This is a genomic window from Agromyces arachidis (assembly GCF_052805135.1).
In genome coordinates this window covers 113,221-138,033 of record NZ_JBRBDK010000004.1, presented here as the reverse complement: position 1 = coordinate 138,033, position 24,813 = coordinate 113,221, and the positions used below count along the sequence as shown (strand labels likewise).

Here is a 24,813-nt window from a genome sequence, read left to right as displayed (position 1 = left end):
GAACCTCGTGGCCGAGGACTCCGAACCGGCCCGCCCGCAGGTCAGACGACCGCGGCCAGGACGCTCTGGTCGGGCACGGGCGCCCGCGACATCGAGGCCCACGCGCGCGCGAGCGCGCCCACCGCGGCATCCGTCACCTCGGGCGGGTAGCAGATCGGCAGCCGCAGGAACCGCTCGAACGCGCCGTCGATGCCGAACCGCGGCCCCGCCGCGACGATCAGCCCCTCGGCCCGCGCCGCCAGGGCGAGCTGCGAGCTGACCGGCGCGCCCAGGCCGACCCACGTCACGATGCCCCCGTCGACGTGCGGCACGTGCCAATCGGGGAACGCCCCGGCGAGCGCCGCCTCGAGGTGGGCGCGGCCGGCGCGCAGCTGGGTGCGGCGCAGCTCGAGGATGTCGTCCATACGCCCGAGCAGCCGCGCGACGATGAGCTGCTCGAGGATCGGCGTGCCGAGGTCGCCCGGGGCGCGCACGGCGAGCAGCCGGCGGATGAGCGGCCGGTCGGCGCGGATCCACCCCACGCGGATGCCGCCCCACACGGTCTTGCCGACCGAGCCGACCATGACCGCCGGTCCGTACGCGGCCAGCGGCAGCGGGTGCTCGCGCCGGTCGATGTCGAGCTCGGCGGTGGTCTCGTCGGCGACGACCACGGTGCCTTGGCGCGCGGCCGCGTCGAGCACGCGCTCGCGGGCGTCGGCGGTGAGCGAGCGACCGGTGGGGTTCTGGAAGTCGGGCATGAGGTAGGCCGCGACCGGGTTCGAGTGGCGGATGGCGCGCACCAGGTCGTCGGCCTCGTCGGCGGCGCCGAACCCCTCGGGACCGGGGTCGGAGGGCGAGACGGACACGGGCACGAGGCGGGCCCCCGAACCGCGGAGCGCCTCGTAGGCGTGCGGGTAGGTCGGCGCCTCGATCAGCGCGCGGTCGCCGCGTCCGACGATCGCCCGGGAGAGCAGCGCGATCGCGTGCTGCGCTCCGATGGTCACCATGATCTGCCCGGGGTCGGTGGGCAGGCCGCGGGCGCGGTAGCGGTCGGCGATCGCCTCACGCAGGACGGGCAGGCCGATCGGGTCGAAGCCCGAGTCGCCGAGGTGCGCGGGCAGGTCGTCGACCGCGTCGCGGGCGACCTCGGCCAGCCAGGGCAGCGCGGGCGGTGCGGCCTTCGAGAAGTCGACGTAGTCGGCGGCCGGCGGGGCCGGGAGCACGGCCGGCGCACCGGGCAGGCGTGCCACGCTGCCCGATCCGCGCACGCTGTGCAGCAGGTCCTGGTCGCGCAGCTCGCGGTACGCGGCCGTCACCGTGGTGCGGCTGAGCCCGAGCCGTTCGGCGAGGTCGCGTTCGGCGGGCAGGCGCGTCCCGACGGGGATCCGCCCGTCGAGGACGAGCAGGCGGACGCGGTCGGCGAGCGCGCGGTAGGCGCTCCGGTCGCCGGCCCGCCAGCCGCCGAGCAGGTTCTCGAGCGCGCGGGCGCTGAGGGTGGCATCCATGATGGGAGCCACTTTAGGCGGATTGGCTTCTTGCCGAAAGGCCAATCGGGAGATTGGATTGCAATCATGTCGCTCCGTCCCACCCGTGGCATCCGCCGCCTGCGCACCTCCGACTCCGCTCCGGTGTTCGCGCGGCGGCTAGTGCAGCTCTTCGCGGGGCTGTACCTGTACGGCCTCGGCATCGCGCTCATCGTGCGCGGCGAGCTCGGCGTCGCCCCGTGGGACGTGCTCACCCAGGGCATCGCGAAGCAGACCGGGCTCGGATTCGGCCTCATCACGGTCATCACGAGCGCGGTCGTGCTGCTGCTCTGGATCCCGATCCGGCAGCGGCCCGGCTTCGGCACGCTGATGAACGCCCTCCTCGTCGGGCCGTTCGCCGACCTGTCGCTGTGGATGATCCCCACCGGGCTCGACCTGTGGGCGCGCATCCTCATGCTGTTCGGCGGCATCGTCGTGCTCGCGGCCGCCACGGGGCTCTACATCGGCGCGCACTTCGGTCCCGGCCCGCGCGACGGCCTGATGACCGGCCTGCACCGGCGCACCGGCTGGCGCATCTGGATCGTCCGCACCGGCATCGAGGTCGCCGTGCTCATCACGGGCTGGGTGCTGGGCGGCAACGTCGGCCTCGGCACGCTCGCGTTCGCCCTGTTCATCGGTCCGCTCTGCGGCTACGCCATCCCGCTGTTCGCGGTGAAGCGCGGAACGGATGCCACGGCTCGTGGCGGGGCGCCGGACCGGGACATCCCGCACCCCGCCACGGACGTCACCCCCGCCCGGGCCTGACCTGCCGCGCACTCCGCCGGGCCGGATGGTGGCGGATGCGCCACCTGCGCCGACCGGGACGACGTGGGTACCCCGCCGCCGGCCTCGCGGTCGCCGGCTCGGTCGGCCTCGCGCTGCCGCCGACCGCGTTCGCTGCCGCGTTGCCGCGTTGCCGCGTTGCCGCTTCCGCCGGCTTCTCAGGCGGGATTCCCGGCACGAGCGGCAACGCGACGGCGGATGCCGCGCGGGATGACCGGGGCGCGACGAGCGGATGCCGCGGGAGCCCTCCCGCGGCATCCGCTCTCGATCTCGGCGGCGACGCCTACAGGTTCGCCTCCGCGAAGGCGCGGAGCGCGTCGCGCACGAACACCGCTCCCGCCTCGCCGCCGTAGTTGGCGGCGAAGCGCTCGTCGGCCACGTACATCTCGCCGAGGCCGAGGACGTACGCCTTCACGTCGCCGCCCGCCTCCGCGGCCGGCGTGCCCGGGACGCCCGTCAGCCACTCGACGTGACGACGCGCCAGGGCCTGGCCCTCCGGCCCGTCGGGCGCGGCGCCCGATTGCGCTGCCGCGATCCAGTCACGACCGAGCGCGGCCACGCGGTCCTTCCACGCCTGCCGCTCGTCGTCGCGCAGGCCGCGCCACCACCGGTCGCCCCGCGCGTAGGCGTCGGCGCCCCAGCGCTGCTCGACCTCCTCGCGGTACTGGGTGTGGTCGAACCCGTCGAACATGTCCTTCGCCATGATCTGCTCTCCTTCCTCCAATGCCCCGATGGTCCGCTCGACCGACGCGACCTGCCGCGCCAGCCGATCCTGCTCCTGCCGGAGCCAGTCGAGGTGGCTCGCGAGCGCGCGCGCCTCGTCGCGCTGCCCGTCGAGCACCTCGGCGATGGCCGGCAGGCCGAGCCCGAGCTCGCGCAGCAGCAGGATGCGCTGCAGGCGCACCAGTGCGGCGCGGTCGTAGTAGCGGTAGCCGTTGGCTCCGATGCGCGCGGGCGCGAGCAGGCCGACGTCGTCGTAGTGGCGCAGGGTGCGGCTCGTCGTGCCCGCGAGCTTCGCCACCTCCTGGATCGACCAGTCCATCCGCGTCTCCTCCTGACCGGGGTCCGTTCACGCACCACGTTAGAAGTTGACGCCGCGTCAAGGTCAAGCGGATGGCGCGGCCTCATCCGATCGCCGATCCACTCGCGATATATCTTGACTCGCCTCAAGGAGCGTCCTATGGTGGCTGCAAACGCGATATATCGCGATGCGCCCATGGGGCGCCGGCGCAGCGGCATCCGCTCGCCGAACGAAGCGAAGGAGCACACGCATGGCCATCGAGAAGTGGGTCGTGAACCCCGGCGAGACCCGGGTCATCGACCTCGAACTCGTCCGCAAGCTGAAGGTCAGCCTCATCGGCGGCAAGGTCGACGTCATCGCCCACGACGAGCCGGGCGCCCGCGTCGAGGTGTCGGCCGTCAGCGGCAAGGACCTCCTCATCCAGATCGACGGCGACTCGCTCGAGATCGACCACCCCCAACTCCGGTGGGACAACTTCATCGAGGTCTTCAAGGGCTTCCGCGGCAGCGCCAAGGCCGAGATCTCGATCCTCGCGCCGCGCACCGTCGCGATGAAGCTCGGCGTCGTCTCGGGCGATGCGCTCGTGTCGGGCTTCGACAACGACGGCCGCTTCAGCGCCGTCAACGGCGACCTCGTCATCGACAACCACGCCGGCGACATCGAGTGCTCGAGCGTGTCCGGCGAGATCTCCGTCGGCGACCACACCGGCCGGGTCGTGGCGCACACGGTCTCGGGCGACGTCACGGTCACCGGCGAGGTCGGCTCGTTCAAGGCCGACACGGTCTCGGGCGACATGATCCTCGACGTGCGGGGCACGCCGAGCCGCGTCGACACCAACACCGTGTCGGGCGACCTCACCGTGCGGTTCGACGCCGGCAGCGGCGCCCGGTACCGCGTCAACACGGTCAGCGGCTCGCTGCTGCTCGACGACACGCAGATGCGCGGCATGCTCGGCAAGGGCTTCGAGCGCGTCACCGGCGAACTGCAGGGCACGTGGCTGGATCTCGGCGCGAACAGCGTCTCCGGGAACATCTCGGTCATCCGCCGCCAGCAGGCCGGCGCGACCGCGGGCGCGGCGACGTCCGAGGGCTCCGCAGGGGCGAGCGGGGCGGATGCCGCGGGCGGCACCGGGTACGACGCCGACGCGCCGCAGGGCACGGGCGGCGAGGCATCCGCATGACGCCGCCGGTCTTCGCCCACGGGAACCTGCGCCTCTACCTGCTCGCCCTGCTCGAGGAGCAGCCCCGTCACGGGTACGAACTCATCCAGGCCCTGTCCGAACGCTTCGGCGGCACCTACTCGCCGAGCGCCGGCACGATCTACCCCCGCCTCGCCAAGCTCGAGGAGGAGGGGCTCGTCAGCAAGCGCACCGACGGCCGCAAGTCGGTGTACGAGATCACCGAGGCCGGCCGTGCCGAGCTCGCCTCGCGCCGCCACGAGCTCGACGCCATCGAGGAGGACGTGACCGACTCGGTCCGCCGCCTCGCCGAGGGCGTCCGCGCCGAGGTGGACGCGGCGATGCGGTCGCTGCGCGCCGAGCTGGCCAACGCCGCCCGCGAGGCGAAGAAGGCCGCGAGCACCGAGTCGCCCACGGCGCAGCCGAGCGGCGAGGCCACGCGGGCGCTGCACGAGGCCGACCTGGCCATCGCGGAGTTCCGCCAGCAGATCCGGCTCGAACTGCGCAGCCAGGCCAACCGGGGGCGCGTGAACGCCGACACCGTGTCGCTACTGCGCTCGGGACTCGCCGACCTGCGCGCCGAGGTGCTGAGCGAGCTGGCCCGCCGCTGACCGGCGGCGCCGACCGCATCGGCGCACGAGCCGCGTCACGCCGTCGTCGCGACGGTCGTGGCGCGGCTCGCCCGGCGCCCCGGCGGCGCAGACCCGCCGTGACGCACCCTCGGCCGGATGCCGGTGGCATCCGCTTGACTGGGGGCATGACGGAGGTCGCGCTGCTGCCCTGGTCCGCGGAGGACCTCGACGTGCTCCGCCGCGCCAACACCCCCGAGCTCATGGACCAGTTCGGCGGCCCCGAGACCGACGAGCAGGTGCGTGCCCGGCACGAGCGCTACCTCCGGCTCGGGCGCGAGGGTTCGGCGCACCAGTTCCGCATCGTCATCCCCGGCCACCCCGAAGGCGTCGGCATGGTCGGCTACTGGCATCGCGAGTGGGAGGGCGCGCCGGCGCTCGAGGCGGGATGGTCGGTCGAATCGGAGTACCGCGGCCGGGGGATCGCTCCGGCCGCGGTGATCTCGATGCTGCGGGCCGCGTACGAGCGGGGCGACCGCCTCCCGGTGCACGCCTTCCCGCGGGTCGACAACCCGGCCTCCAACGCGGTCTGCCGCAAGGCGGGCTTCCGGCTCGTCGGCGAGACGGAGGCGGAGATCGCACCGGGGCGGGTGCTCCACCTGAACGACTGGGTCGCCGACCCGGCCGACTTCGCCGAGGCAGGTGGGAGGCCCGCCTAGATCATCGCCATGATCTGGCGCGCGATCATGCGTCCGGCGCGGTTGGCTCCGATGGTCGAGGCCTGGGGTCCGTATCCCGCCAGGAACACGCGCGGATCGTTCCACGCCGCACCCTGGCCGACGATCACGCCGCCGGTCCGCTCGCGCAGCTTCAGCGGCGCGAGGTGACGCAGCTCCGGGCGGAAGCCGGTCGCCCAGATGATCGCATCGGCCGGAGCGGAGGCGCCGTCGTCCCACACCACTCGGTCGGCCTCGATGCGGTCGAACATGGGCTGGGCGACGAGGAGCCCGCGCTCGATGCCCGCGGCGATGCGGCGGCTCTTCGGCACGCCGGTCCCGCTCACGATCGAGGGAAGGGCCCGGCCGGCGCGCGCCGCCTCATCCTGCGCGGCGACGGCGGCCGACGCGCCCTCCAGGTCGAGCTCCTGGCGGTCGAGCCAGTCGATCGGTCGGCGCGACACCCAGGTCAGGTTCGCGGCGACGCCCTCGAGCTCGAGCATGAAGCCGATCGCGGAGGTCCCGCCGCCGACCACGACGACGTTCCGGTCGCGGAAGTCCTCCGCGTCGCGGTAGTCGGACGTGTGCACGTGCCGGCCCCGGAAATCGGCCATGCCCGGGTAGAACGGCACGAAGGGCGACCCCCACGTGCCGGTCGCGTTGACCAGGAACTGCGCGCGCACCGCGCCATGCGGCGTCCCGGCCTCCTCGGCGTTCCGCCGCCGGCGTCCGAAGAAGCCGCGGGCGCGCTGCTCCTCGACCGGCTGCGGGCTGAGGTCGTCGTACTCGATGCGGAGGTCGGCCCCGTCGTTGACCACGCGTCGCACCTCGACGGGCCGGTGGACCCGAAGGTCGAAGTGCCGTTCGAACCGGCCGTAGTAGTCGGCGACCACGTCCTTCGCCGGGAGCGAGCGATCGGCGGTGTCGAAGCTGAGGTCGAGCTCGGCCATCCCCGGCAGGTCGTTGACCTTGTGCGCGGTGCCGAGGCGGAGCGACGACCACCGGTGCTGCCAGGCGCCGCCGGGGCCGGGGGCGCGATCGAGCATGACGAAGTCCTCGTCGGCGACGAGTGCGAAGCGTCGCAGGTAGAAGGCCACCGACAGGCCGGCCTGGCCGGCGCCGATCACCGCGACCTTCACGCGTTCGGGGATCGAATCCACCCGTCCATCTCAGCACGTCCGACCGCCTCGCGCGGGCGAGGCGGTCGGCTCCGCACCGCCGCGGGGGACGGCGTCGGGCCTCCGCGGCGGTGCTAAACTGTCGGCCGGGATTGATCATTATCAGAAAGAGCCGGGTGACGTACATCCCACCCGGCCAGACGTCGTAAGGGGGTCACGCATGGGGCGCGGCCGTCAGAAAGCCAAGCACACGAAGGTCGCGCGGGAGCTGAAGTACTTCAGCCCCGCGACCGACTACAGCGCGCTCGAGCGCGAGCTCACGGCTTCCAACCACGATCACTACGACGACGAAGCGTCGAAGTGGGCGGAGTACGCCGACGACGACTCGTACGTGGCCGACGACGGAACCCACCGGGCCTCCTGACCACCAGCGCACGCCCTCGCTGACGGGCGGGGCGGCCGTTCGAACGGCGCCCCCGCGGCGAGGGCGTCCTCGTGCGACGGCCTCGTCCGTCGGCGTCGCCGCGTTCCCTCCGTGGCCTGCGGTCGACTACCCGCCGACCCGCTCGGTGGTGTCCGCGCGCTCCGGCGCGCCGGCGCTCGCGAGCGACTCCTCGAGCACCCGCACCTCGAACCTGGCGACGTCGAGGCCCGGCACCACCTGCTCGCGGTCGGCCGTGGCCATCACGAACCCCGCCGCGGTGAACGGGCCGCGCGCCTCGCCCGGCTTGAGCACGACGCGCTCCCCGTCGGGGAGCACGACCTCGATGCGGTCGGTCCCGCCGTCGCGCCGCACCTCGAGCGTGAGGGCGAACGGGTCCGCATCGCACCCGGCGTCGGGCACGGAATCGAGCGCCTGGCTCCGGCCGTCCCACACGGCCAGCACGTAGGCGTTCCCATCGGTCCCGCATGCGGCGCCCCACCCGGCGCCGTCCGCGCCGACCGCCGTGATGCCGCCGACGTACAGGCCGCCGGCGTCGGCTCCCGCGGGGCGGGCGAGCGTCGCACCGACCGCGATGGCCTCGGTGGCCGGCGACGTCGCCCACAGCGGATGCAGCGCGCCGGGGTGCTCGGCCCGGAGACGCAGCTGCGAGCCCGCGACCTCGGCCGACCAGCCCTCGCCCTCCGTGAGCGGGCCCTCCGGCTCGACCGCGAAGTCGACCGATTGGAGGACGACGAGGTCGTCGACGGCCGGCCGGGTGAGGTGCACGCCGAGCAGCACGGCCCCGGTGACGGCGAGCCCCAGCGCCACCGCGCCCGAGACCGCGGCCAGGCGGCCCGACCCGGTTCCGCGTCGCCGGGCCCCGTCCGTACCGGACGGCGCGTTCACGCGCGGCGAGGTCGACGACGACTCCCCCATCGGATTCCCCCCGAAAGACGACCGTTCCTCGACTCACCGTACCGCGCCGACCGGCCGCCGGCGCAAGGCCCATCGGCCCGATCGGGCCGGGGAGGCCGCGTCCGTCAGCGTCGCGTCATCCGCCGCAGGCCCCAACCCGTCACGAGCGCGACCGTGAGCGCCATGAGCGCGCCGGCCAAGGCGTACCAGCCGACGAGCAGGGCAGGCGGCGTCGCCTCGTCGATGAACGGGGACGGCAGGAACGTGAAGACGAGCCCGGCGGCCCACGCCGCCATGTTGAGCGGGATCCACCGCCACGCCCGGTCGACGTCGGCGGCGCTCAGCAGCGGCCACTGGGCGACGGGGATCGTGGCGAGCAGCGCCAGGCCCGCGACCGCCAGGACGAGCCAGGTGCCGGGCGCGGCGAGGTCGACGGCGACCCCGAGGTCGATGAGCGTCGGCAGCAGCATCCCGATCGCCCACGCGACGGACGCCGCTCCGGCCGTCGCCGCGACCCACCTGCCGACCGGCACCCGGGCGCGGGTTCCGCGCAGGGCGAGCGATTGCCCGAGGCCGAGCAACGCGCCCTCGCCCGCGCCCGCGAGCACGAGCGCGATCCACGCCTCGAGCCGGAGCTGCGAGGCCGCGGCGAATCCGGCCACGGGCACGAGGAAGCCGAGCCCCTCGCCGGCGACCACGTACCCGACCCAGCGGCCGAGCCGCACGGGCGATCCGGCCGACGGGCCGGCCGGGCCGTCGACGGTGCGCTCCGGAACGGCGTCGGCGTCCATGCCCGCGACGCTCGCCCCGATGGGACCCCGTGCGAGGGGCGATCGTCCCGGCGACTACCCGGCCGAGGCGCGCCAGCGCGCGGCCTCCTCGGCGAAGCGCTCGAGCTCGGCGAGCGTGCCGCCCGCGGTCACCGCGCGCAGCACGAGCTCGTCGACGACGTCGTAGGCGGCGAAGGACTCCGCGCCGTCGATCGTGGCCGCGATGGGCTCGACGCCGAGCCGCGCGAAGTTCGCGGCGTACGACGCGATCCCGCCGTACCGGTCGGCTTCGCGCTGCAGCGCCGGCCGCGCTCCCTCCTCGGCGATCGAGCGCACGTACAGGATGGCGCGGACCCGGCCCGCACGGTCTCCGGCGTCGCGACGCAGGTCGCGCACGGCGTCCTCGGCGGCGGACGGCGTCAGCCAGTTGAGCAGCACGGCGTCGGCCTGCTCGGCGGCGAGCCGGCGCATGCGCGGTCCCAGTGCGCCCACGGCGATCTCGGCATCCGTCCGCGCCCGAAGCTCGGCCACGCCGTCGGCGACCAGGGCGAGCGGGCGGTGGGCGCCGCCCGATCCGATGCCGACCGTCAGTCGGTCGGCAGGCGCGCCGGACAGGTCGAGCGTCGCCGCCGGACGCCGATCGAGGGGAATCACGCCGGTCGCGAGACGGAGCCGGGTGGTCGCGTCCGCAACCGCCCGCACCCCCGTGAGGGAGTCCCCGCGGGGCACGTCGTTCAGCCACAGCCCGTCGAACCCGAGCCTCTCCAGGCGCGGGGCGAGCGCCCGCAGCACGTCGTGGTCGGTGGTGCCCGGCAGTCCGATCGAGACGGCGGCGCGCACGGTCAGTCCGCGTACGCCCCGACGAGCCGGACGGCGCCGCCGTCGACGCCCTTCGCGCCCTGCTCCCAGCCGGGGGCCGCCGCGTCGGGGGCGCCGGCGACGACCGTGCCGACCTGCCAGGCGCGCAGGCCCAGCGCATCGAGCTCGGCGATGACGGATGCAGCGGACTCCCCCGCCACGACGGCGAAGAAGCCGATACCGAGGTTCCACGTGCCCTCGGTCGACTCGAGCGTGGTGCCGGCCAGGTCGTTCAGCACGCGGAACACCGGCTGCGGCGACCACGTCGAGCGGTCGACCTCGACCCACGTGCCGCGGGGCAGCACCCGGGCGAGGTTCGCCGCGATGCCGCCGCCCGTCACGTGGGAGAGGGAGTGGACCACTCCCCCGAGCGCCTCGTGGCCGAGCAGGCGCACGAGCGGCCCCGCGTACAGGCGGGTCGGCTCGAGCAGCGCCTCGCCCCAGGTCGTGCCGAGGTCGGCCGCGGCATCCGTGTAGGCGAGGTTCGCATCGGCCAGGATGCGGCGGACGAGCGAGTAGCCGTTGGAGTGCAGCCCGCTCGACTCGATCGCGATCACCGCGTCGCCGTCGACGACCCGCTCGGCGCCGAGGGCCCGGTCGGCCTCGACCACGCCCACCGCCGCGCCGGCGACGTCGTAGTCGTCGACGCCCATGAGGCCCGGATGCTCGGCCGTCTCGCCGCCGACGAGCGCCGTGCCGGTCTCGGCGCACGCCCGGGCGATGCCGGTGACGATCGCGGCGATGCGCTCGGGCACGACCTTGCCGCAGGCGATGTAGTCGGTCATGAACAGGGGCGTCGCGCCGACCACGACGATGTCGTCGACGACCATGCCGACGAGGTCCTGGCCGATGGTGTCGTGCACGTCGAGCACCTGCGCGATCGCGATCTTCGTTCCGACGCCGTCGGTCGAGGTCGCGAGGAGGGGCCGACGGTAGTCCTTCGCGAACGAGAGGTCGTAGAGGCCGGCGAAGCCGCCGACGCCGCCGAGCACGTTCGGCCCGTGGGTCTTCGCCACCGACTCCTTCATCAGCTCGACGGCGAGGTCGCCGGCGGCGGTGTCGACTCCGGCCGCGGCGTAGGACGAGTTGGCGCTCACCCGACAAGGGTACCGGTGGCGGCGCGCGCCTCCGGGCGTCCGCACGGCCCGCGGAGGTAGAATCCGGACATGCGCGCGGGTGCCACGCCATCGTGGGTGATTCGCGAGAATGCGAGCACCGGGGTGCTGCTCGCCCTCTACCTGCGCGAGGTGCTCGGGGTCGCGTCGCCGGCCGAGTTCCCGCGCCTGCGCGACATCGGCCGGGTCGGACCCGACGGTCCGCGCGACGTCGACGCGCACGACGCGCTCGAGAAGCAGTGGCGCGAGTGGTGGGCGATGACGGTCGAGCCGGAGGAGCATCCGTCGCCGGTGCCGCTCGAACTCGTCGAGGAGTACGGCACCGCGGTCGCGCTGCCGGTCTCCGGGGCCGAGGCGCTCGCCGCGGCGATCCGACCGCACGCGGAGGCGGCGCTGTCGTGGGCCGACTGGGCGCACGAGCGGTACCGCACGGCCTCGGCGGCGCGCTCCGGCGACACCTACCGCGCCTACGCGGGCACGATCGCCGAACACGAGCGCGAGGTGGGGCGGCGCGCGCACTCGTTCGAGCTGAACGTCGAGGTGCTGCCGCTCGCGGCATCCGGCGTCTGGTGGATCGGCCGCCGGACCGTGGCGGTGACCGACCACCTCAGGGCGGATGCCGCGGCCTTCGACGACGCGATCCACCCGATCATCGCCGAGCTCGCCTGAACCGCCCGCGCGGGGCCCGCGCGGAGCCCCGTGGCAGACTCGTGCGCATGAGCATCTGGTTCGGCGAGCCCTCCCTCGAGTGGGCGAACTCCCGCAGCGAGCACGCGATGATCCGCACCCTCGGCATCGAGATGACCGAGCTGACGGAGGACTCGCTGAAGGGCCGGATGCCGGTCGACGAGCGTACCCGCCAGCCCGCGGGCGTGCTGCACGGCGGCGCCTCCGTCGCCCTCGCCGAGACCCTGGCGAGCTGGGGGGCGTCGTTCACCGTCGACCCCGCGCAGTCCTACTGCGTGGGCATGGAGATCAACGCCAACCACGTGCGGCCCGTGTCCGAGGGCTGGGTGTACGGGGAGGCGCGCCCGATCACGCGGGGGCGCACGACGCAGGTGTGGGACATCCGCATCACGGACGAGCAGGGACGCCTCGTGTGCGTGTCGCGCTGCACCCTCGCCGTGCTCGCGACGCCGTCGCAGTACTGAGCCGATGCCGCGCCGCCCGCGCGGCTATCGTTGAGCCGTGAAGCCGTTCGTCCTCCTGGCGACGCGGGCCGAGGACCGTCCCGCTGATGAGGAGTACGCCGCCTTCCTTCGCGGCACCGGGCTCGACGAGCGCGAGCTGATCCGGATCCGGCTCGAGGCCGGCCCGATGCCGCAGCTGGACCTCGACGGGCTGTCGGGGATCTTCGTCGGCGGCGGCCCGTTCAACGCCTCCGACCCGCCCGAACGCAAGTCGGCGGTGCAGCATCGGGTCGAGGCAGAGTTCGCCGCGCTGCTCGACGAGGTCGTCGCCCGCGACTTCCCGTTCCTCGGCGCGTGCTACGGCGTCGGCACGCTGGGCGCCCACCAGGGCGCGGTGATCGACCGCACGTTCGGCGAGGCGATCGGCGTGGTCCCGGTCACGCTGAGCGACGCGGGAGCTGCCGACCCGCTGCTCGACGGCCTTCCGGCGACGTTCAACGCCTTCGTGGGCCACAAGGAGGGGATCCGCGACCTCCCCCCGTCGGCGACGCTGCTGGGCTCCTCGCCCACGTGCCCGGTCCAGATGTTCCGGGTGGGCGCCAACGTGTACGCGACGCAGTTCCATCCGGAGCTCGACCTCGAGGGGATCACCCTCCGCATCCACGCCTACGCGAGCTACGGCTACTTCCCGCCCGACGAGCTCGAGATCACGCTGGCCTCCGCGCGGCGCGCGATCGTGTCCGAGCCGAGCCGGATGCTGCGCAACTTCGTCGACCTGCACGCGCGGTAGCGCGCCCACGACGAAGCGCCCCGCACCGATGGGTGCGGGGCGCTCCGGTCTCAGCGGGTCAGCTCGCTGCGGCGGTCGAGTAGGTCGCCTGCGCGACCGAGCCGTAGTACGGCCCGAACATCACGTTCGGGATGTTGTTGTAGCCGAAGCTGTTCACCGAGTTCTGCGCCCCGGAGGAGAGGAACCAGGGTCCGCCCGAGGAGCCGCCGGTCATGTCGCAGGGGATGCCCTGGGACTGCGTCTGGCCGTAGGGGTCGGGGGTCGCGGTGCCCGAGCACGACTTGAGGCTCTGTCCGTCGAACGGCGCGGCGGCAGGGTAGCCGAACGCGTCGTAGGCGAGGCCGCGCGCCTGGTTGAAGGCGATCGGCGTGGCGCCGACGGCGGCGGCGAGCGTCTGGCCGTTGAGCGGGCCGACCTTCGCGAAGGCGGTGTCGTAGGTGATGTCGCCGCCCTTGGTCCACTGGGTGGGAGCGAGCAGCTTCGTCGCCGTCCACTTGCCGTACGGCGCGGCACCGTTGAGGTAGGCCGGCACGAACACCCAGTTGGTGGCGTACTTCGCCTTGCCGCTGTGCACGCAGTGCGCGGCGGTGGCGACGAGGCTCGCGTTCGCGGCGCTCACCGAGTTGCCCGAGCAGACGTAGTTGCGTCCGCTGAGGGTGAAGAAGACCTTGCCGATGTTCGACACGGGCGCTTCGCTCGCGGCCATCGGCGTGATGGGCTCTCCACCGCGCACCGGCTTGCCGTAGGTCACCGGCGCGCCCGCGGCGACGTCGGCGGCGGGCGTGGACGCCGACTTGCCGGCGAGCAGCACGTCGGCGGGCGTCGCCGAGCGCATGCGCTCCGGGGTCCAGTAGTCGGCGGCCGCGGCCGCCTCGGCCGCGGGGACCGCGCGCTGGTCGACGCCGGGAGGCGTGGCGGGCGGGGCGGCCGACGCCGCCGTCGGCACGGCCAGCAGGCCGCACGCGACGAGTGCCGCGCCGGTGAGGGCGGCGCGGAACGAGGTGAGCTTCATGGACGGAACGTCCTTTCTTCGAGTCGGCGGCCGGGATCCCCCAAGTCGATCCCGGAGCCCGTGGTGATCGGAATGCGGGGAAGCCTGACAGACGGCCCCAGTCCGGGGGAGACCCCGGACACACGTTCGTGGAGACCGACGAACATCCGCACGGAACCGAAGTCTTTGCCCACCATCGGGCGACGCGGGGTTATCCTCATCGATTGGGCAACGGCCGTCCCGGGCCATCCCGCCCGCGCACGCAGTGCGGTCGATGCGCAGGTGAGCAGCGACTGCCGCTCTGCCGGCTCACACGCGCGCGTGTGGGAGGATTGATCGTCCACCTCGGACCACCACCCACCCCCACGAGGAGCCATCGCGCGCATGTGCGGCATCGTCGGCATCGTCTCCACCGAGCCCGCCAACCAGCAGATCTACGACAGCCTCCTCCTCCTGCAGCACCGCGGACAGGACTCCACGGGCATCGCCACCGCCGACGGACCCGTGTTCCACATGCACAAGGCCCGCGGCCAGGTGCGCGAGGCGTTCCGCACCCGCGACATGCGCTCGCTCCTCGGGAACATGGGACTCGGGCACGTCCGGTACACCACGAAGGGCGCCGCCGAGCGCGAGGAGGAGGCGCAGCCGTTCTACGTCAACGCGCCGTACGGCATCATCCTCGTGCACAACGGCAACCTCACGAACACCCGCGAGCTCTCGGAAGACCTCTTCCGCATCGACCGCCGGCACGTCAACTCGACGAGCGACACCGAGATGCTGCTCAACGTGCTGGCCACCGAGCTGCAGGGCCAGATCACCAGCCTCGAGCTCGACCCCGACCAGGTCTTCACCGCCGTGTCGCACGTGCACGAGCGCGTCGAGGGCTCGTACGCGGTCATCGCCATGATCGCCGGCTACGGCCTGCTCGCCTTCCGCGACCCCTTCGGCATCCGCCCCCTGATCCTCGGCAAGCGCACGACCGAGGGCGGCAAGGACGAGTGGATCGTCGCCTCCGAGTCGCTCGTGCTCGAGAACGGCGACTACGAGATCGTCCGCGACGTCGAGCCCGGCGAGGCGGTCTTCATCACGCTCGACGGCCGGATGATCTCGCGCCAGTGCGCCGCGAACCCGCGCCTCGTGCCGTGCTCCTTCGAGTACGTCTACCTCGCCCGGCCCGACTCGATCATGAACGGCATCTCGGTCTACGAGGCGCGCCTGCGCATGGGCGATCGGCTCGCGAACACGATCGCGACGCACATGGACCACGGCGACGTCGACGTGGTCATGCCCATCCCCGACTCGTCGCGGCCCGCCGCCATGCAGGTCGCGCAGAAGCTCGGCATCGAGTACCGCGAGGGCTTCTACAAGAACCGCTACGTCGGCCGCACGTTCATCATGCCCGGGCAGGCCCAGCGCAAGCGGTCGGTGCGCCAGAAGCTCAACGCGATGGGCACCGAGTTCAAGGGCAAGAACGTCCTCATCGTCGACGACTCCATCGTGCGCGGCACGACCTCGAAGGAGATCGTCGAGATGGCCAGGGCCGCCGGGGCGAACAAGGTCACGTTCACCTCCGCCGCCCCGCCGGTCCGGTACCCGCACGTGTACGGCATCAACATGCCGAGCCGTGCCGAGCTCATCGCGCACGGCCGCCGGATCCCCGAGATCGCCCGCGAGCTGGACGCCGACCACATGATCTACCAGGAGGTCCCCGACCTGCAGGCCGCGATCACCGAGGGCACCGGCATCGGCGAGCTCGACCTGTCGTGCTTCACCGGCGAGTACGTCACCGGCACGGTGACGCCCGAGTACCTCGACTGGGTCGAGCGCACCCAGCTCAGCTGAGCCTCGCAGCCGGGGCACGGCCGTCGCCCAGCCGCCGTTCGGCGAGCGCTGCGACCATGCGATGGTGAGCAGGACGACCGACGATGCCGCCCGTGCGATCGCGCCGGCCGGCTACCTCGGCGTGTACGACGCCGACGGCGGCCTCGTCGGCGAGGTCGCCTACGTGATCGGCCACCTGCTCGGGCGCAGGGAGTGCGCGCTCTGCGACATCACCCACACCTGGCACCGCAAGCCCGAGTGGGACGCCATGGTGGACCGCCTGGGGGTGCCGTTCGCTCTCGCTCATCGCAACGAGGTGACGGATGCCGCGGCGCTGGCCGTGATCGCCGACACCGGCCTGCCCGTCGTGCTCGCCCTCGATCGGTCCGGGACCTGGCGGCCGGTGCTGCGTCGCGCCGAGCTCGAACTCGCCGACGGGAGCGTCGCCGAGTTCGCGCGTCTGCTCGGCGCGACCCGGGGATCGGGTCAGGTCGAGGGGTCGTCCTCGACGTAGTGGGTGGCCTCGTGCTCGGCGACCGCGCCGCGACCGCGACGCGCGAGCGAGCGGTCGACGAGGAGCGCCACGGCGCCGCCGAGCGCTGCGCCGATGGCGCCCGACCAGAGCAGCAGGAAGCCGAAGACCTGCCCGCGGTCGAACTCCGCGTTCTCGGGGAAGGCGAACGTCAGGACGAGTGCGACCAGGACGCCGAGCGCCACACCGGCGAGGATGAACGCGGGGTACCGCGGCGCACGGCGCACGGTCACGGCGTCGCTGGTCACCTCGGTCTCGAGGTGCTCGCCCGGCGCCTCCGGGTCGAGGTCCATCCGTTCGACCTTCGGGTGGGTGTCATCCGACGCCTCGACGCGGTCGACGGACGCCTCGGGCACGGCCGGCTCCGCCGCGGCGTCGCGCTCGGGGTCGTGCGGGTCTCGTCGTTCGGGCGCATCGGTCACGCACCCATTCTCCCCCACGCGGCCCGGGGACCGGCGGGCGCGGGCTAGACGCTGAGGCGCGCTGCGTCGATGACCGGCACGACGCCCGTCAGGTCGGCCCGCTGGCCCGAGGCGTGGACGCGCCCGGTCGCGCGAGCGGCATCCCAGTCGAGCCGGCCCGTCGCGAGTGCGAGCCAGGTCGCGGCATCCGTCTCGACGACGTTCGGCGGGGTGCCGCGCGTGTGCCGCGGTCCTTCGACGCACTGGACGGCGCCGTGGGGCGGGACGCGCACCTCGACGGAGCCGCCCGGCGCCTGCTCGGCCAGCAGCTGCAGCGTGTACCGCACCGCGAGCGCCAGCGTCGTCCGGTCGATCGCCGGCGCCTCCCCCGCCGCGAGGTCGTCGCCGCCGACGCGGACGACCACCCCCAGGGCAGCCCGTCCGACGTCGTCCCCGATCCTCGCGCGTGCCATGCCCCCATCCTCCCGCACGCCGGGGCCCGTGTCGCGAACGGAGCGCTCCGGTAGCCTGACGGGGTGAGAATCCTCGTCCTCGGTTCGGGCGCGCGCGAGCACGCCATCATCCTCGCCCTGCTCGACGAGGAGGCCGGGCACGAGATCGTGGCCGCCCCGGGCAACGCGGGCATCGCGGCGTCCCACACGTCGTCGGCCCGCGGCAGCGTCGAGACCATCGCGCTCGACCCGACCGACCCCGTCGTCGTCGCCGACTACGCCATGGACAACGACATCGAGCTCGTGGTCATCGGCCCGGAGGCGCCGCTCGTCGCCGGCGTCGCCGATGCCCTTCGCACGCGCGGCATCGCCGCGTTCGGCCCGGGTCGCGCGGCCGCGCAGCTCGAGGGCTCCAAGACCTTCGCCAAGCGCGTGATGGAGGGCGCCGGCGTCCCGACCGGCCGTGCCGAGCTCGTCGACTCGCTGCCCAAGGTCGTCGCCGCCCTCGACGAGATCGGCGCCCCGTACGTCGTGAAGGCCGACGGCCTGGCGGCGGGCAAGGGCGTGCTCGTCACGGAGGACCGCGAGGCCGCGCTCGCCCACGCGTCGCACTACCTGCAGCAGGGGCCGGTGCTCGTCGAGGAGTTCCTCGACGGCCAGGAGGTCTCGCTCTTCCTCCTCTCCGACGGCGCGACGGTGCTGCCGCTCTCCCCCGCCCAGGACTACAAGCGGCTGCGCGACGGCGACGAGGGCCCGAACACGGGCGGCATGGGCGCCTACTCGCCGCTGCCCTGGCTCGACGAGCGCTTCGGCAGCGAGGAGGCGTTCGTCGACGAGGTCATCGAGACCATCGCGCTGCCCACCATCCGCCGGCTCGACGAGGAGCAGACGCCGTTCATCGGCCTGCTCTACGCGGGGCTCATCCTGACCAGCCGCGGCATCCGGGTGATCGAGTTCAACGCGCGGTTCGGCGACCCCGAGACCCAGGTGGTGCTCCCGCGCCTCGCGACCCCGCTCTCCGGGCTGCTGTACGCGGCCGCGACGGGCCGGCTGTCCGAGCAGCCGCGTCCCGAGTTCCGGCCCGACGCCGCCGTGACGGTCGTGCTCGCGAGCGAGGGCTACCCCGAGTCCCCCGAGACGGGACGACGCATCGACGGACTCGAGGCCGCGGCATCCGTGCCCGGGGTGCACCTCGCGCACGCCGCGACCGCCGTGGGCTCGACCGCAGACGACGCCGAGCCCCACCTCATCGCCACCGGCGGGCGGGTGCTGAACGTGGTGGCCGTGGGCGGCGACTTCGCCGAGGCCCGTCGGCGCGCCTACGAGGCGGTGGGGCACCTCCGCCTCGACGGCGGCCAGTACCGCACCGACATCGCGGCCCGCGTCGCGGACTGATCAGCAGTCGCCGGCCCGAGGACGGACCCGACGACGAGAAGGAGACGGGATGACCCACGTGATCGACCTCCCCGGGTGGACGCTCGTGTACTCGGGCAAGGTGCGCGACCTCTACGTACCCACCGCCTCGATGACCGACGACGACACCTGGACGGGCGACCCGCTCTCGCTGTCTCCGGTCGTGCTGGTGGTCGCCAGCGACCGGGTCAGCGCGTTCGACGAGGTCCTCGAGCCCGAGATCCCGGGCAAGGGCGCCGTGCTGACGGCGCTCACGCGGTGGTGGTTCGACCGCCTGCCCGCGGTGCCGAATCACCTCGCGTACGCCGAGGACGACCGGTACCACGACCTGCCTGCGGTCCCGGCGCAGGTCGCCGATCGCGCCATGCTGTGCCGGACCCTCGACATGTTCCCCGTCGAGTGCGTCGTGCGCGGCTACCTCACGGGCGGCGGGTACCGCGAGTACGTCGAAACGGGCGCCGTGGGCGGCATCACGCTGCCCGAGGGGCTCGCCGACGGCGACCGGCTGCCGGCGCCGATCTACACGCCCGCGTGGAAGGCCCCGCTCGGCCGGCACGACGAGAACATCACCTACGAGCGCACGGTCGAGCTCGTCGGCGAGACCGTCGCCGAGCAGCTCCGGGCGATCTCGCTCGAGGTGTTCGCGCACGCGTCGGAGGTCGCCGAGGAGCGCGGGCTGATCCTCGCCGACACCAAGTTCGAGTTCGGCGCCGATCGCGAGCTCGGGATCGTGACCCTCGCCGACGAGGTGCTGACGAGCGATTCGAGCCGGTACTGGGACCTCGAGGCGTACCTCACCGGGCCGACGCCCGAGGTGCGCATGGCGAGCTTCGACAAGCAGATCGTGCGCGACTGGCTGGCGGCGAACTGGGATCGCTCGCTCGGCGGTCCGCCCACGCTGCCCGCCGAGATCGTGGAGCAGACCGCGGAGCGCTACCGGGCGCTGGTCGAGCGCCTGACCCGGGAGCCCTGAGGCGCGGAATAGCGCGCGCATCGCACGAGTTGGAATAGTTGTGACGACAACTGATCTGCCCGACCCGGCCGAACGGCCCGCCTCGACCGACCGCCTCGCCGCGGACACCGCCATGGGGCCGGTGACGCTGCGCGTCGCCGACCTCGACGCGATGATCCGCTACTACCGGGACGGCGTCACGCTCGAGCTGCTGCGCCACGACGGCGACGTCGCCGTGCTCGGCCGCGCCGGGACGCCCGCGATCATCCTCGAGCACGCCCCCGAACTGCAGCACGCCTCGCCGCGCAGCGCCGGCCTGTTCCACACCGCGATCCTGTTCGACACGCGCGAGGCCCTCGCGGCGGCGCTGCTGTCCGTCGCCTCGAAGCATCCGGGCCGCTTCACCGGCAGCGCCGACCACCTCGTGAGCGAGGCGTTCTACTTCGACGACCCCGAGGGCAACGGCGTCGAGCTGTACTTCGACCGCGACCGGTCCACCTGGTCGTGGACCCACGGCACGGTCGAGATGGCAACGATCGGCCTCGACCCGAACGCCTACCTGCGCGACCACCTCACCGACCGCGCGGCCGAGGCCGCGGCCGCCGGCACCGGCCTCGGCTCCGCCGGCGTCGGGCACGTGCACCTCTCCGTCGGCGACGTCGGCGCGGCCCGGGAGTTCTACGTGCGGCGCCTCGGCTTCGACGAGACCGCCGCCTACGGCGACCAGGCGCTCTTCGTCTCGGCGGGCGGGTACCACCACCACATGGCGATGAACACCTGGCGGAGTCGCGGTGCGGGCCGTCGGCAGCTCGCCCTCGGCCTCGGCAAGGTCGAGATCGTGGTGCCGGGCGCCGACGAGCTCGGCGAACTCGGCGAACGGATGGCGCACCACCGCGTCGCGCTGCGCGACGACGGCCGCACCATCGCCTTCGACGACCCGTGGTCGAACCTCGTCGAGGTGCGCGCCGCGGAGTGACCCGTCAGTCGGCCGCGCGCTTGCGGTGCGACATGTCGTGGAACGCGCCGAACTCCAGCGCGGCCCCGGGCAACGGCGTCGCGTCGGGCCTGGCCCTGATGCCGTCGAGCACGATCGTCAGCTGCCGCCGCCAGTAGGGGAGGTAGGCGCCGCCGTACTGGCCGAGCGAGCCGAGCATGTCGACGAGCACGCCGAGGTCGACGGCCGTGACATCCGGGCGCAGGGCGCCCTCGGCCTGAGCCCGCTCGACGATGCCGTCGAGCAGCGCCTGGAACTCCATCCCGGGCCGATGGTCCGGGTCGAGCTCGCCCATCCGGCGCAGCACGCCCGGGACGTAGGGCCGCTCGGCGAGCCAGCCGGAGAGCGTCTCGAGCCAGCGCTCGACGGACTCCCATGCACTGTCGGCGGCGAGGATCTCCGAGGCGTGCGACTGCAACTCCTCGATGCCGTCGTCGTAGAGTGCGCGGATCAGCGCGTCGCGGGACGGGAAGTGGCGGTAGAGGGTGCCGGCCCCGACCTCGGCCCGGCTGGCGAGCTCGTCGAGCGGAGCGTCGATGCCGCGCTCGGCGAAGAGGCGCTTGGCCTCGACGAGGAGTCGCTCGCGGTTGCGGCGAGCGTCCCGGCGCATGGTGACGGTCGGTTCCACGGGCTCAATCTACGCTCCCGCACACGGCGGACGGCGGGCCCTTGTGCCCCCAGAGCGGGGCGTCCGGACCGGGGCCTCGCCCTCGCGGGTGCGGCGGTCATTCGAGCGTGCGGATCAGGACCTCGACCGGCTCGCCGGGCTCGATCCCCTCGGCCGCGCGGACCGACTTCTTCAACGGGAGGGCGTAGCGCTCGCGGCCGGGGAAGATCGACGTACGCCAGGTGGTGCCGCCGATCGTGACCTCGACGCGGACCGATCCGAAGCCGCGGGGCATCCGCGGGCGGTCGCGGATCTCGTCGGACTCCTCCTCCGGCACGTCGACGAAGTACCAGGAGTCGCTCTGGCGTTCGTCCCAGCGGTAGACCTCGCTCGTGAAGCGGTACTCCTCGCCCATGGCGCCGACCCTACCCGGCGCCGATCGCGTCCGGGGGACCGGACGCCGGCCCGGCCGGCAGCCCTGACGGTCGGCACCCCCGGCTGGCTAGGCTGGCCGGGTGGCAGCACACGACGAGCAGCACGTCGACGAGGGCGTCGAGGCGAACACCCGCCGGATCGAGTCATCCGTCGTCACCGACTTCAGCGATCGGATGAGCTACGGCGGGTACCTCGACCTCGACACGCTGCTCTCGGCGCAGCGACCGATCTCCCGGCCCGAGCACCACGACGAGCTGCTCTTCATCATCCAGCACCAGACCACCGAACTGTGGCTGAAGCTCGTGCTGCACGAGCTCGAGACCGCGCGCGACCTGCTGCGCGCCGATGAGCTCGCCCCGGCGCTGAAGTGCATCGCCCGGGTCAAGCACATCCAGAAGACGCTGACCGAGCAGTGGTCGGTGCTCGCGACCCTCACCCCGAGCGAGTACGCGCAGTTCCGCGGGGTGCTCGGCAACGCCAGCGGCTTCCAGTCCTATCAGTACCGCGCCGTCGAGTTCGTGCTCGGCAACAAGAACGCGAAGATGATGCAGGTCTTCGAGGGGGATGCCGCGGCCACGGCGATCCTGCGCCACGCCCTCGAGTCGCCGAGCGTGTACGACGAGTTCCTGCGTCTGCTCGCCCGAGCGGGCTACGACATCCCCGCCGACGTGCTCGCGCGCGACGTGACGCAGGCCTGGACCTTCCGCCCGGCGCTCGTGCCCGTGTTCGCGGCGATCTACGCCGACCCCGACGCGAACTGGTCGGCGTACGAGACCTGCGAGGAGCTGGTCGACCTCGAGGACAACTTCCAGCTCTGGCGGTTCCGCCACCTCAAGACCGTGGAGCGCATCATCGGCTCGAAGACCGGCACGGGCGGGTCGAGCGGCGCGCCGTTCCTCCGCCGCGCGCTGGAGCTCACCTTCTTCCCCGAGCTCTACGCGGTCCGCACCGAGATCCCGGGATGATGCGCCGGTCGGGCCTCGGGCCGCTCGCGAGCTCCGTCCGACGCTCGATGAACGGCGACCACCCCGGCCGGACGGGGACCATGCTCCCGCCGCTCGTCGACCACCACGTGCACCTGCAGCTGGCCGAGGCCGACGCCGCGGTGCGGGGCGGGATCGCGGCGGTCGTCGACCTCGGGGCCGATCCCGGGGCGATCGCCTCGATCGCCGGCACCGACGGGTTGCCGCGGGTGCGGTACGCGGGCGCGTTCCTCACCGCGATCGGCGGGTACCCGTCGACGCGGCCGTGGGCGCCCGTGGGCAGCGTGAGGGAGCTGCCGCCGGTCGAGGGCCGCTCCGCCGCGCAGCGCGACCGCGAGCGCCGGCATCGCGCGCTCGCGGATCCCGTCGAGGCCGCGGTCGACGAGCAGGTGCGGTTCGGGGCGTCGGTGGTCAAGGTCGCCCTGAACGCCGAAGCGGGACCGGTCCTCGACCCGCCGACGCTCGACGCGATCGTCGCCACGGCGCACGCGCGCGGGGTGCCGGTGGCGGCCCACGCCGAAGGCGCGGGCATGGCCGGGCTCGCCATCGACGCCGGGGTGGACGTGCTCGTGCACGCGCCGTTCTCCGAACGACTCGACGACGACCTCGTCGCGCGCGCGGCGGCGACCCAGGCGTGGATCTCCACCCTGGCGATCCACGTGCGCGACGGCGGCCCCGCCGCGGAGGTCGCCATCGACAACGTCCGGCGGTTCCACGCCGCCGGCGGCCGCGTGCTGTACGGCACCGACCTCGGCAACGGGGACCTCGCCGCCGGCGTGAACGCCGCCGAGGTCGCCGCGCTCGTCCGCGCCGGGCTCACGGCATCCGAGGTGATCGCCGCGCTCACCGACCCCTGGCCCGAGCGGAGCCCGGGCTGGACCGACGCCGGCATCGCGACCTTCGTCCCGGACCCGGCCCCCGCGTTCGACCCCGTCGATCCGGACCGGTTCGCCGCCTGGCTCACGACCGCCCGCATCGTCCCCATCGAGGAACTGGAGCCCCGCTGACATGGATTCCCGACTCGCCTACGCCCGGCGCATGGACCGCTCCGACGGCCTGGCGCACCACCGCGCGCGCTTCGTCGGCGCCGACACCGATCTCGTCTACTTCGACGGCAACTCGCTCGGCCGCCCGCCCGCCTCGGCGATCGACCGGGTGGCCGCCTTCATGCGCGAGGAGTGGGGCGGGCGACTCATCCGCGGCTGGGACGAGTCGTGGCTGCAGCTGCCCTACGAGATCGGCGACCAGATCGGCCGTGCCGTCATCGAGGCGAAGGCGGGCCAGACGGTCATCGGCGATTCGACCACGGTCCTCATCTACAAGCTCGCCCGCGCCGCGGTCGACGCGCAGCTGGCCCGCGACCCCCAGCGCCGCGAGATCGTCGTGGACCGCGACAACTTCCCCACCGACCGGTACGTGCTCGAGGGCATCGCGAACGAGACCGGATGCCGCATCCGCTGGATCGACGTCGACCTCACCCGCGGCGTGACCTCGGAACAGCTCGCCAGGGCGGTCGGGCCGCACACGGCCCTCGTGGTGCTGAACCACGTCTCGTACCGCTCGGCGTACCTCGCCGATGCGCCGGAGCTCACGCGCATCGCGCACGACTCCGGCGCCCTGGTGCTGTGGGACCTCTGCCACTCGGCCGGTTCGGTGCCCGTGCACGCCGACCGGTGGGACTTCGACCTGGCGGTCGGCTGCACCTACAAGTACCTCAACGGCGGTCCCGGCTCGCCCGCCTTCGCCTACGTGCGCGACGACCTGCACGGGGTGCTCCGGCAGCCGATCCAAGGCTGGTTCGGCACGGCCGACCTGTTCGCGATGGGTCCGGAGTACGTGCCCGCCAGCGGCATCCGTCGATTCGTCAGCGGCACGTCGCCGATCTCGGCGATGATCGCGATGCGCGAGACGCTGAACATGATCGAGGAGACCGGGATGCCCGAGATCCGCGCCAAGTCGATCGCGCTGACCCGGTTCGCGATCGACCTCGCCGACGACTGGCTCGCGCCGCTCGGCGTCTCGGTCGGCACGCCGCGCGACCCGGAGGAGCGCGGCGGCCACGTGCTGCTCCAGCACGAGGCCATGCGCGAGGTCACGGCCCGTCTCTGGCAGCGCGACGTGATCCCCGACTACCGCGACGTGGGGGGCCTCCGCGTCGGGCTGGCGCCGCTCTCGACGAGCTTCCAGGAGGTGCACCGCGGGCTCGCGGCCACGCGGGACGTGCTGCGCACCGTCCTCTCCGAGCGCGCCGGACTGGGCTGACCGGGGCTCCGGCGGCCGCCGCTAGGCGGCTCCGCGCGGCCTGTCAACGGCCTCGACCTCGGCCGCATCTCGGGCGAGACTG

General features: G+C 73.4%; 28 protein-coding genes. 16 read left to right on the top strand and 12 right to left on the bottom strand.

The annotated features are described in order from the left end of the window. Positions 1 to 41 precede the first annotated feature (41 nt). Positions 42 to 1,484: a MocR-like transcription factor YczR gene (gene yczR, locus ACUY4T_RS07380; protein WP_446018277.1), complete on the bottom strand. Its 1,443-nt coding sequence runs from the start codon at positions 1,482 to 1,484 to the stop codon at positions 42 to 44. A 66-nt stretch (positions 1,485 to 1,550) separates the two neighbouring features. Here yczR and yczE point away from each other — a divergent pair, with 66 nt between their 5' ends. After that, the gene (gene yczE / locus ACUY4T_RS07375) at positions 1,551 to 2,267 is read left to right on the top strand and encodes a membrane protein YczE (protein WP_446018276.1); all 717 of its coding nucleotides are present in this window, start codon (positions 1,551 to 1,553) and stop codon (positions 2,265 to 2,267) included. A gap of 301 nt (positions 2,268 to 2,568) precedes the next feature. Here the strand turns inward: yczE and ACUY4T_RS07370 are convergent, their stop codons facing one another. Then, the gene (locus ACUY4T_RS07370) at positions 2,569 to 3,327 is read right to left on the bottom strand and encodes a MerR family transcriptional regulator (RefSeq protein WP_446018275.1); all 759 of its coding nucleotides are present in this window, start codon (positions 3,325 to 3,327) and stop codon (positions 2,569 to 2,571) included. 229 nt (positions 3,328 to 3,556) lie between these two features. On the opposite strand from ACUY4T_RS07370, the gene ACUY4T_RS07365 reads away from it, so the two are divergent. The 3 genes from ACUY4T_RS07365 to ACUY4T_RS07355 all read left to right on the top strand — a co-directional run bounded on the left by ACUY4T_RS07365 (position 3,557) and on the right by ACUY4T_RS07355 (position 5,771). Continuing rightward, a complete protein-coding gene (locus tag ACUY4T_RS07365; protein WP_446018274.1) occupies positions 3,557 to 4,486 on the top strand; it encodes a DUF4097 family beta strand repeat-containing protein in 930 nt (309 codons plus the stop codon). Continuing rightward, entirely contained in the window at positions 4,483 to 5,094 is a 612-nt protein-coding gene (locus ACUY4T_RS07360) for a PadR family transcriptional regulator (RefSeq protein WP_446018273.1), read from the top strand. The genes ACUY4T_RS07365 and ACUY4T_RS07360 overlap by 4 nt, the downstream gene beginning before the upstream one ends. A gap of 146 nt (positions 5,095 to 5,240) precedes the next feature. Continuing rightward, positions 5,241 to 5,771 (top strand): GNAT family N-acetyltransferase, encoded by a 531-nt coding sequence (locus tag ACUY4T_RS07355; protein ID WP_446018272.1) that lies wholly within the window; start codon positions 5,241 to 5,243, stop codon positions 5,769 to 5,771. Here the strand turns inward: ACUY4T_RS07355 and ACUY4T_RS07350 are convergent. Further along, the gene (locus ACUY4T_RS07350) at positions 5,768 to 6,928 is read right to left on the bottom strand and encodes an NAD(P)-binding domain-containing protein (RefSeq protein WP_446018271.1); all 1,161 of its coding nucleotides are present in this window, start codon (positions 6,926 to 6,928) and stop codon (positions 5,768 to 5,770) included. The two genes, ACUY4T_RS07355 and ACUY4T_RS07350, sit on opposite strands and share 4 nt — an antisense overlap. A gap of 178 nt (positions 6,929 to 7,106) precedes the next feature. Between ACUY4T_RS07350 and ACUY4T_RS07345 the strand changes: the two genes are divergently transcribed. Continuing rightward, the gene (locus ACUY4T_RS07345; protein ID WP_446018270.1) at positions 7,107 to 7,310 is read left to right on the top strand and encodes a DUF3073 domain-containing protein; all 204 of its coding nucleotides are present in this window, start codon (positions 7,107 to 7,109) and stop codon (positions 7,308 to 7,310) included. 126 nt (positions 7,311 to 7,436) lie between these two features. Here ACUY4T_RS07345 and ACUY4T_RS07340 read toward each other — a convergent pair whose 3' ends face one another. The 4 genes from ACUY4T_RS07340 to purM form a co-directional block, all read right to left on the bottom strand. Beyond that, positions 7,437 to 8,246 (bottom strand): hypothetical protein, encoded by an 810-nt coding sequence (locus ACUY4T_RS07340; RefSeq protein WP_446018269.1) that lies wholly within the window; start codon positions 8,244 to 8,246, stop codon positions 7,437 to 7,439. 104 nt (positions 8,247 to 8,350) lie between these two features. Beyond that, positions 8,351 to 9,016 carry a hypothetical protein gene (locus tag ACUY4T_RS07335; RefSeq protein ID WP_446018268.1) on the bottom strand — a complete coding sequence of 222 codons (666 nt, stop codon included), beginning with the start codon at positions 9,014 to 9,016 and terminating at the stop codon, positions 8,351 to 8,353. Positions 9,017 to 9,070: 54 nt separating this feature from the next. After that, positions 9,071 to 9,835, bottom strand: a complete 765-nt coding sequence (locus ACUY4T_RS07330; protein WP_446018267.1) for an LLM class flavin-dependent oxidoreductase — start codon at positions 9,833 to 9,835, stop codon at positions 9,071 to 9,073. A 2-nt stretch (positions 9,836 to 9,837) separates the two neighbouring features. Beyond that, positions 9,838 to 10,881 carry a phosphoribosylformylglycinamidine cyclo-ligase gene (gene purM, locus ACUY4T_RS07325; RefSeq protein WP_446018417.1) on the bottom strand — a complete coding sequence of 348 codons (1,044 nt, stop codon included), beginning with the start codon at positions 10,879 to 10,881 and terminating at the stop codon, positions 9,838 to 9,840. A 138-nt stretch (positions 10,882 to 11,019) separates the two neighbouring features. Between purM and ACUY4T_RS07320 the strand changes: the two genes are divergently transcribed. The 3 genes from ACUY4T_RS07320 to ACUY4T_RS07310 are packed head-to-tail and all read left to right on the top strand — an operon-like array spanning position 11,020 to position 12,888. Further along, positions 11,020 to 11,637: a zinc-binding alcohol dehydrogenase gene (locus tag ACUY4T_RS07320; RefSeq protein ID WP_446018266.1), complete on the top strand. Its 618-nt coding sequence runs from the start codon at positions 11,020 to 11,022 to the stop codon at positions 11,635 to 11,637. A 47-nt stretch (positions 11,638 to 11,684) separates the two neighbouring features. Beyond that, positions 11,685 to 12,119 (top strand): hotdog fold thioesterase, encoded by a 435-nt coding sequence (locus ACUY4T_RS07315; protein WP_446018265.1) that lies wholly within the window; start codon positions 11,685 to 11,687, stop codon positions 12,117 to 12,119. A 37-nt stretch (positions 12,120 to 12,156) separates the two neighbouring features. Next, on the top strand, positions 12,157 to 12,888 hold the full coding sequence (locus ACUY4T_RS07310; protein WP_446018264.1) for a glutamine amidotransferase: 732 nt from the start codon (positions 12,157 to 12,159) through the stop codon (positions 12,886 to 12,888). 58 nt (positions 12,889 to 12,946) lie between these two features. On the opposite strand, the gene ACUY4T_RS07305 is transcribed toward ACUY4T_RS07310, so the two are convergent. Further along, entirely contained in the window at positions 12,947 to 13,900 is a 954-nt protein-coding gene (locus ACUY4T_RS07305) for a trypsin-like serine peptidase (RefSeq protein WP_446018263.1), read from the bottom strand. 363 nt (positions 13,901 to 14,263) lie between these two features. On the opposite strand from ACUY4T_RS07305, the gene purF reads away from it, so the two are divergent. Continuing rightward, positions 14,264 to 15,721: an amidophosphoribosyltransferase gene (gene purF, locus ACUY4T_RS07300; protein ID WP_446018262.1), complete on the top strand. Its 1,458-nt coding sequence runs from the start codon at positions 14,264 to 14,266 to the stop codon at positions 15,719 to 15,721. A gap of 64 nt (positions 15,722 to 15,785) precedes the next feature. Next, positions 15,786 to 16,214: a hypothetical protein gene (locus ACUY4T_RS07295; RefSeq protein WP_446018261.1), complete on the top strand. Its 429-nt coding sequence runs from the start codon at positions 15,786 to 15,788 to the stop codon at positions 16,212 to 16,214. Here the strand turns inward: ACUY4T_RS07295 and ACUY4T_RS07290 are convergent. Together ACUY4T_RS07290 and ACUY4T_RS07285 are read right to left on the bottom strand one after the other, a co-directional pair. After that, positions 16,187 to 16,654 carry a hypothetical protein gene (locus ACUY4T_RS07290; RefSeq protein WP_446018260.1) on the bottom strand — a complete coding sequence of 156 codons (468 nt, stop codon included), beginning with the start codon at positions 16,652 to 16,654 and terminating at the stop codon, positions 16,187 to 16,189. The two genes, ACUY4T_RS07295 and ACUY4T_RS07290, sit on opposite strands and share 28 nt — an antisense overlap. A gap of 44 nt (positions 16,655 to 16,698) precedes the next feature. After that, on the bottom strand, positions 16,699 to 17,106 hold the full coding sequence (locus tag ACUY4T_RS07285; RefSeq protein WP_446018259.1) for a sterol carrier family protein: 408 nt from the start codon (positions 17,104 to 17,106) through the stop codon (positions 16,699 to 16,701). 63 nt (positions 17,107 to 17,169) lie between these two features. Between ACUY4T_RS07285 and purD the strand changes: the two genes are divergently transcribed. From purD to ACUY4T_RS07270, 3 genes are all read left to right on the top strand, one after another. Next, positions 17,170 to 18,480: a phosphoribosylamine--glycine ligase gene (gene purD / locus ACUY4T_RS07280; protein WP_446018258.1), complete on the top strand. Its 1,311-nt coding sequence runs from the start codon at positions 17,170 to 17,172 to the stop codon at positions 18,478 to 18,480. Between the two features lie 49 nt (positions 18,481 to 18,529). Beyond that, complete coding sequence (locus ACUY4T_RS07275) at positions 18,530 to 19,471, top strand: phosphoribosylaminoimidazolesuccinocarboxamide synthase (protein WP_446018257.1); 942 nt, start codon at positions 18,530 to 18,532, stop codon at positions 19,469 to 19,471. A gap of 112 nt (positions 19,472 to 19,583) precedes the next feature. After that, complete coding sequence (locus ACUY4T_RS07270) at positions 19,584 to 20,426, top strand: VOC family protein (RefSeq protein ID WP_446018416.1); 843 nt, start codon at positions 19,584 to 19,586, stop codon at positions 20,424 to 20,426. Positions 20,427 to 20,430: 4 nt separating this feature from the next. Here the strand turns inward: ACUY4T_RS07270 and ACUY4T_RS07265 are convergent, their stop codons facing one another. Further along, on the bottom strand, positions 20,431 to 21,072 hold the full coding sequence (locus ACUY4T_RS07265) for a TetR/AcrR family transcriptional regulator (RefSeq protein WP_446018256.1): 642 nt from the start codon (positions 21,070 to 21,072) through the stop codon (positions 20,431 to 20,433). Between the two features lie 97 nt (positions 21,073 to 21,169). Further along, entirely contained in the window at positions 21,170 to 21,466 is a 297-nt protein-coding gene (locus ACUY4T_RS07260; RefSeq protein ID WP_446018255.1) for a DUF1905 domain-containing protein, read from the bottom strand. A gap of 100 nt (positions 21,467 to 21,566) precedes the next feature. Between ACUY4T_RS07260 and kynA the strand changes: the two genes are divergently transcribed. The 3 genes from kynA to ACUY4T_RS07245 are packed head-to-tail and all read left to right on the top strand — an operon-like array spanning position 21,567 to position 24,731. After that, the gene (kynA, locus tag ACUY4T_RS07255) at positions 21,567 to 22,451 is read left to right on the top strand and encodes a tryptophan 2,3-dioxygenase (RefSeq protein ID WP_446018254.1); all 885 of its coding nucleotides are present in this window, start codon (positions 21,567 to 21,569) and stop codon (positions 22,449 to 22,451) included. Next, positions 22,448 to 23,476, top strand: coding sequence for an amidohydrolase family protein (locus ACUY4T_RS07250; RefSeq protein WP_446018253.1), 1,029 nt, complete (start codon positions 22,448 to 22,450; stop codon positions 23,474 to 23,476). The genes kynA and ACUY4T_RS07250 overlap by 4 nt, the downstream gene beginning before the upstream one ends. A 1-nt stretch (position 23,477) precedes the next feature. Then, positions 23,478 to 24,731 (top strand): kynureninase, encoded by a 1,254-nt coding sequence (locus ACUY4T_RS07245; RefSeq protein ID WP_446018252.1) that lies wholly within the window; start codon positions 23,478 to 23,480, stop codon positions 24,729 to 24,731. The last annotated feature ends 82 nt before the right edge of the window (positions 24,732 to 24,813 follow it).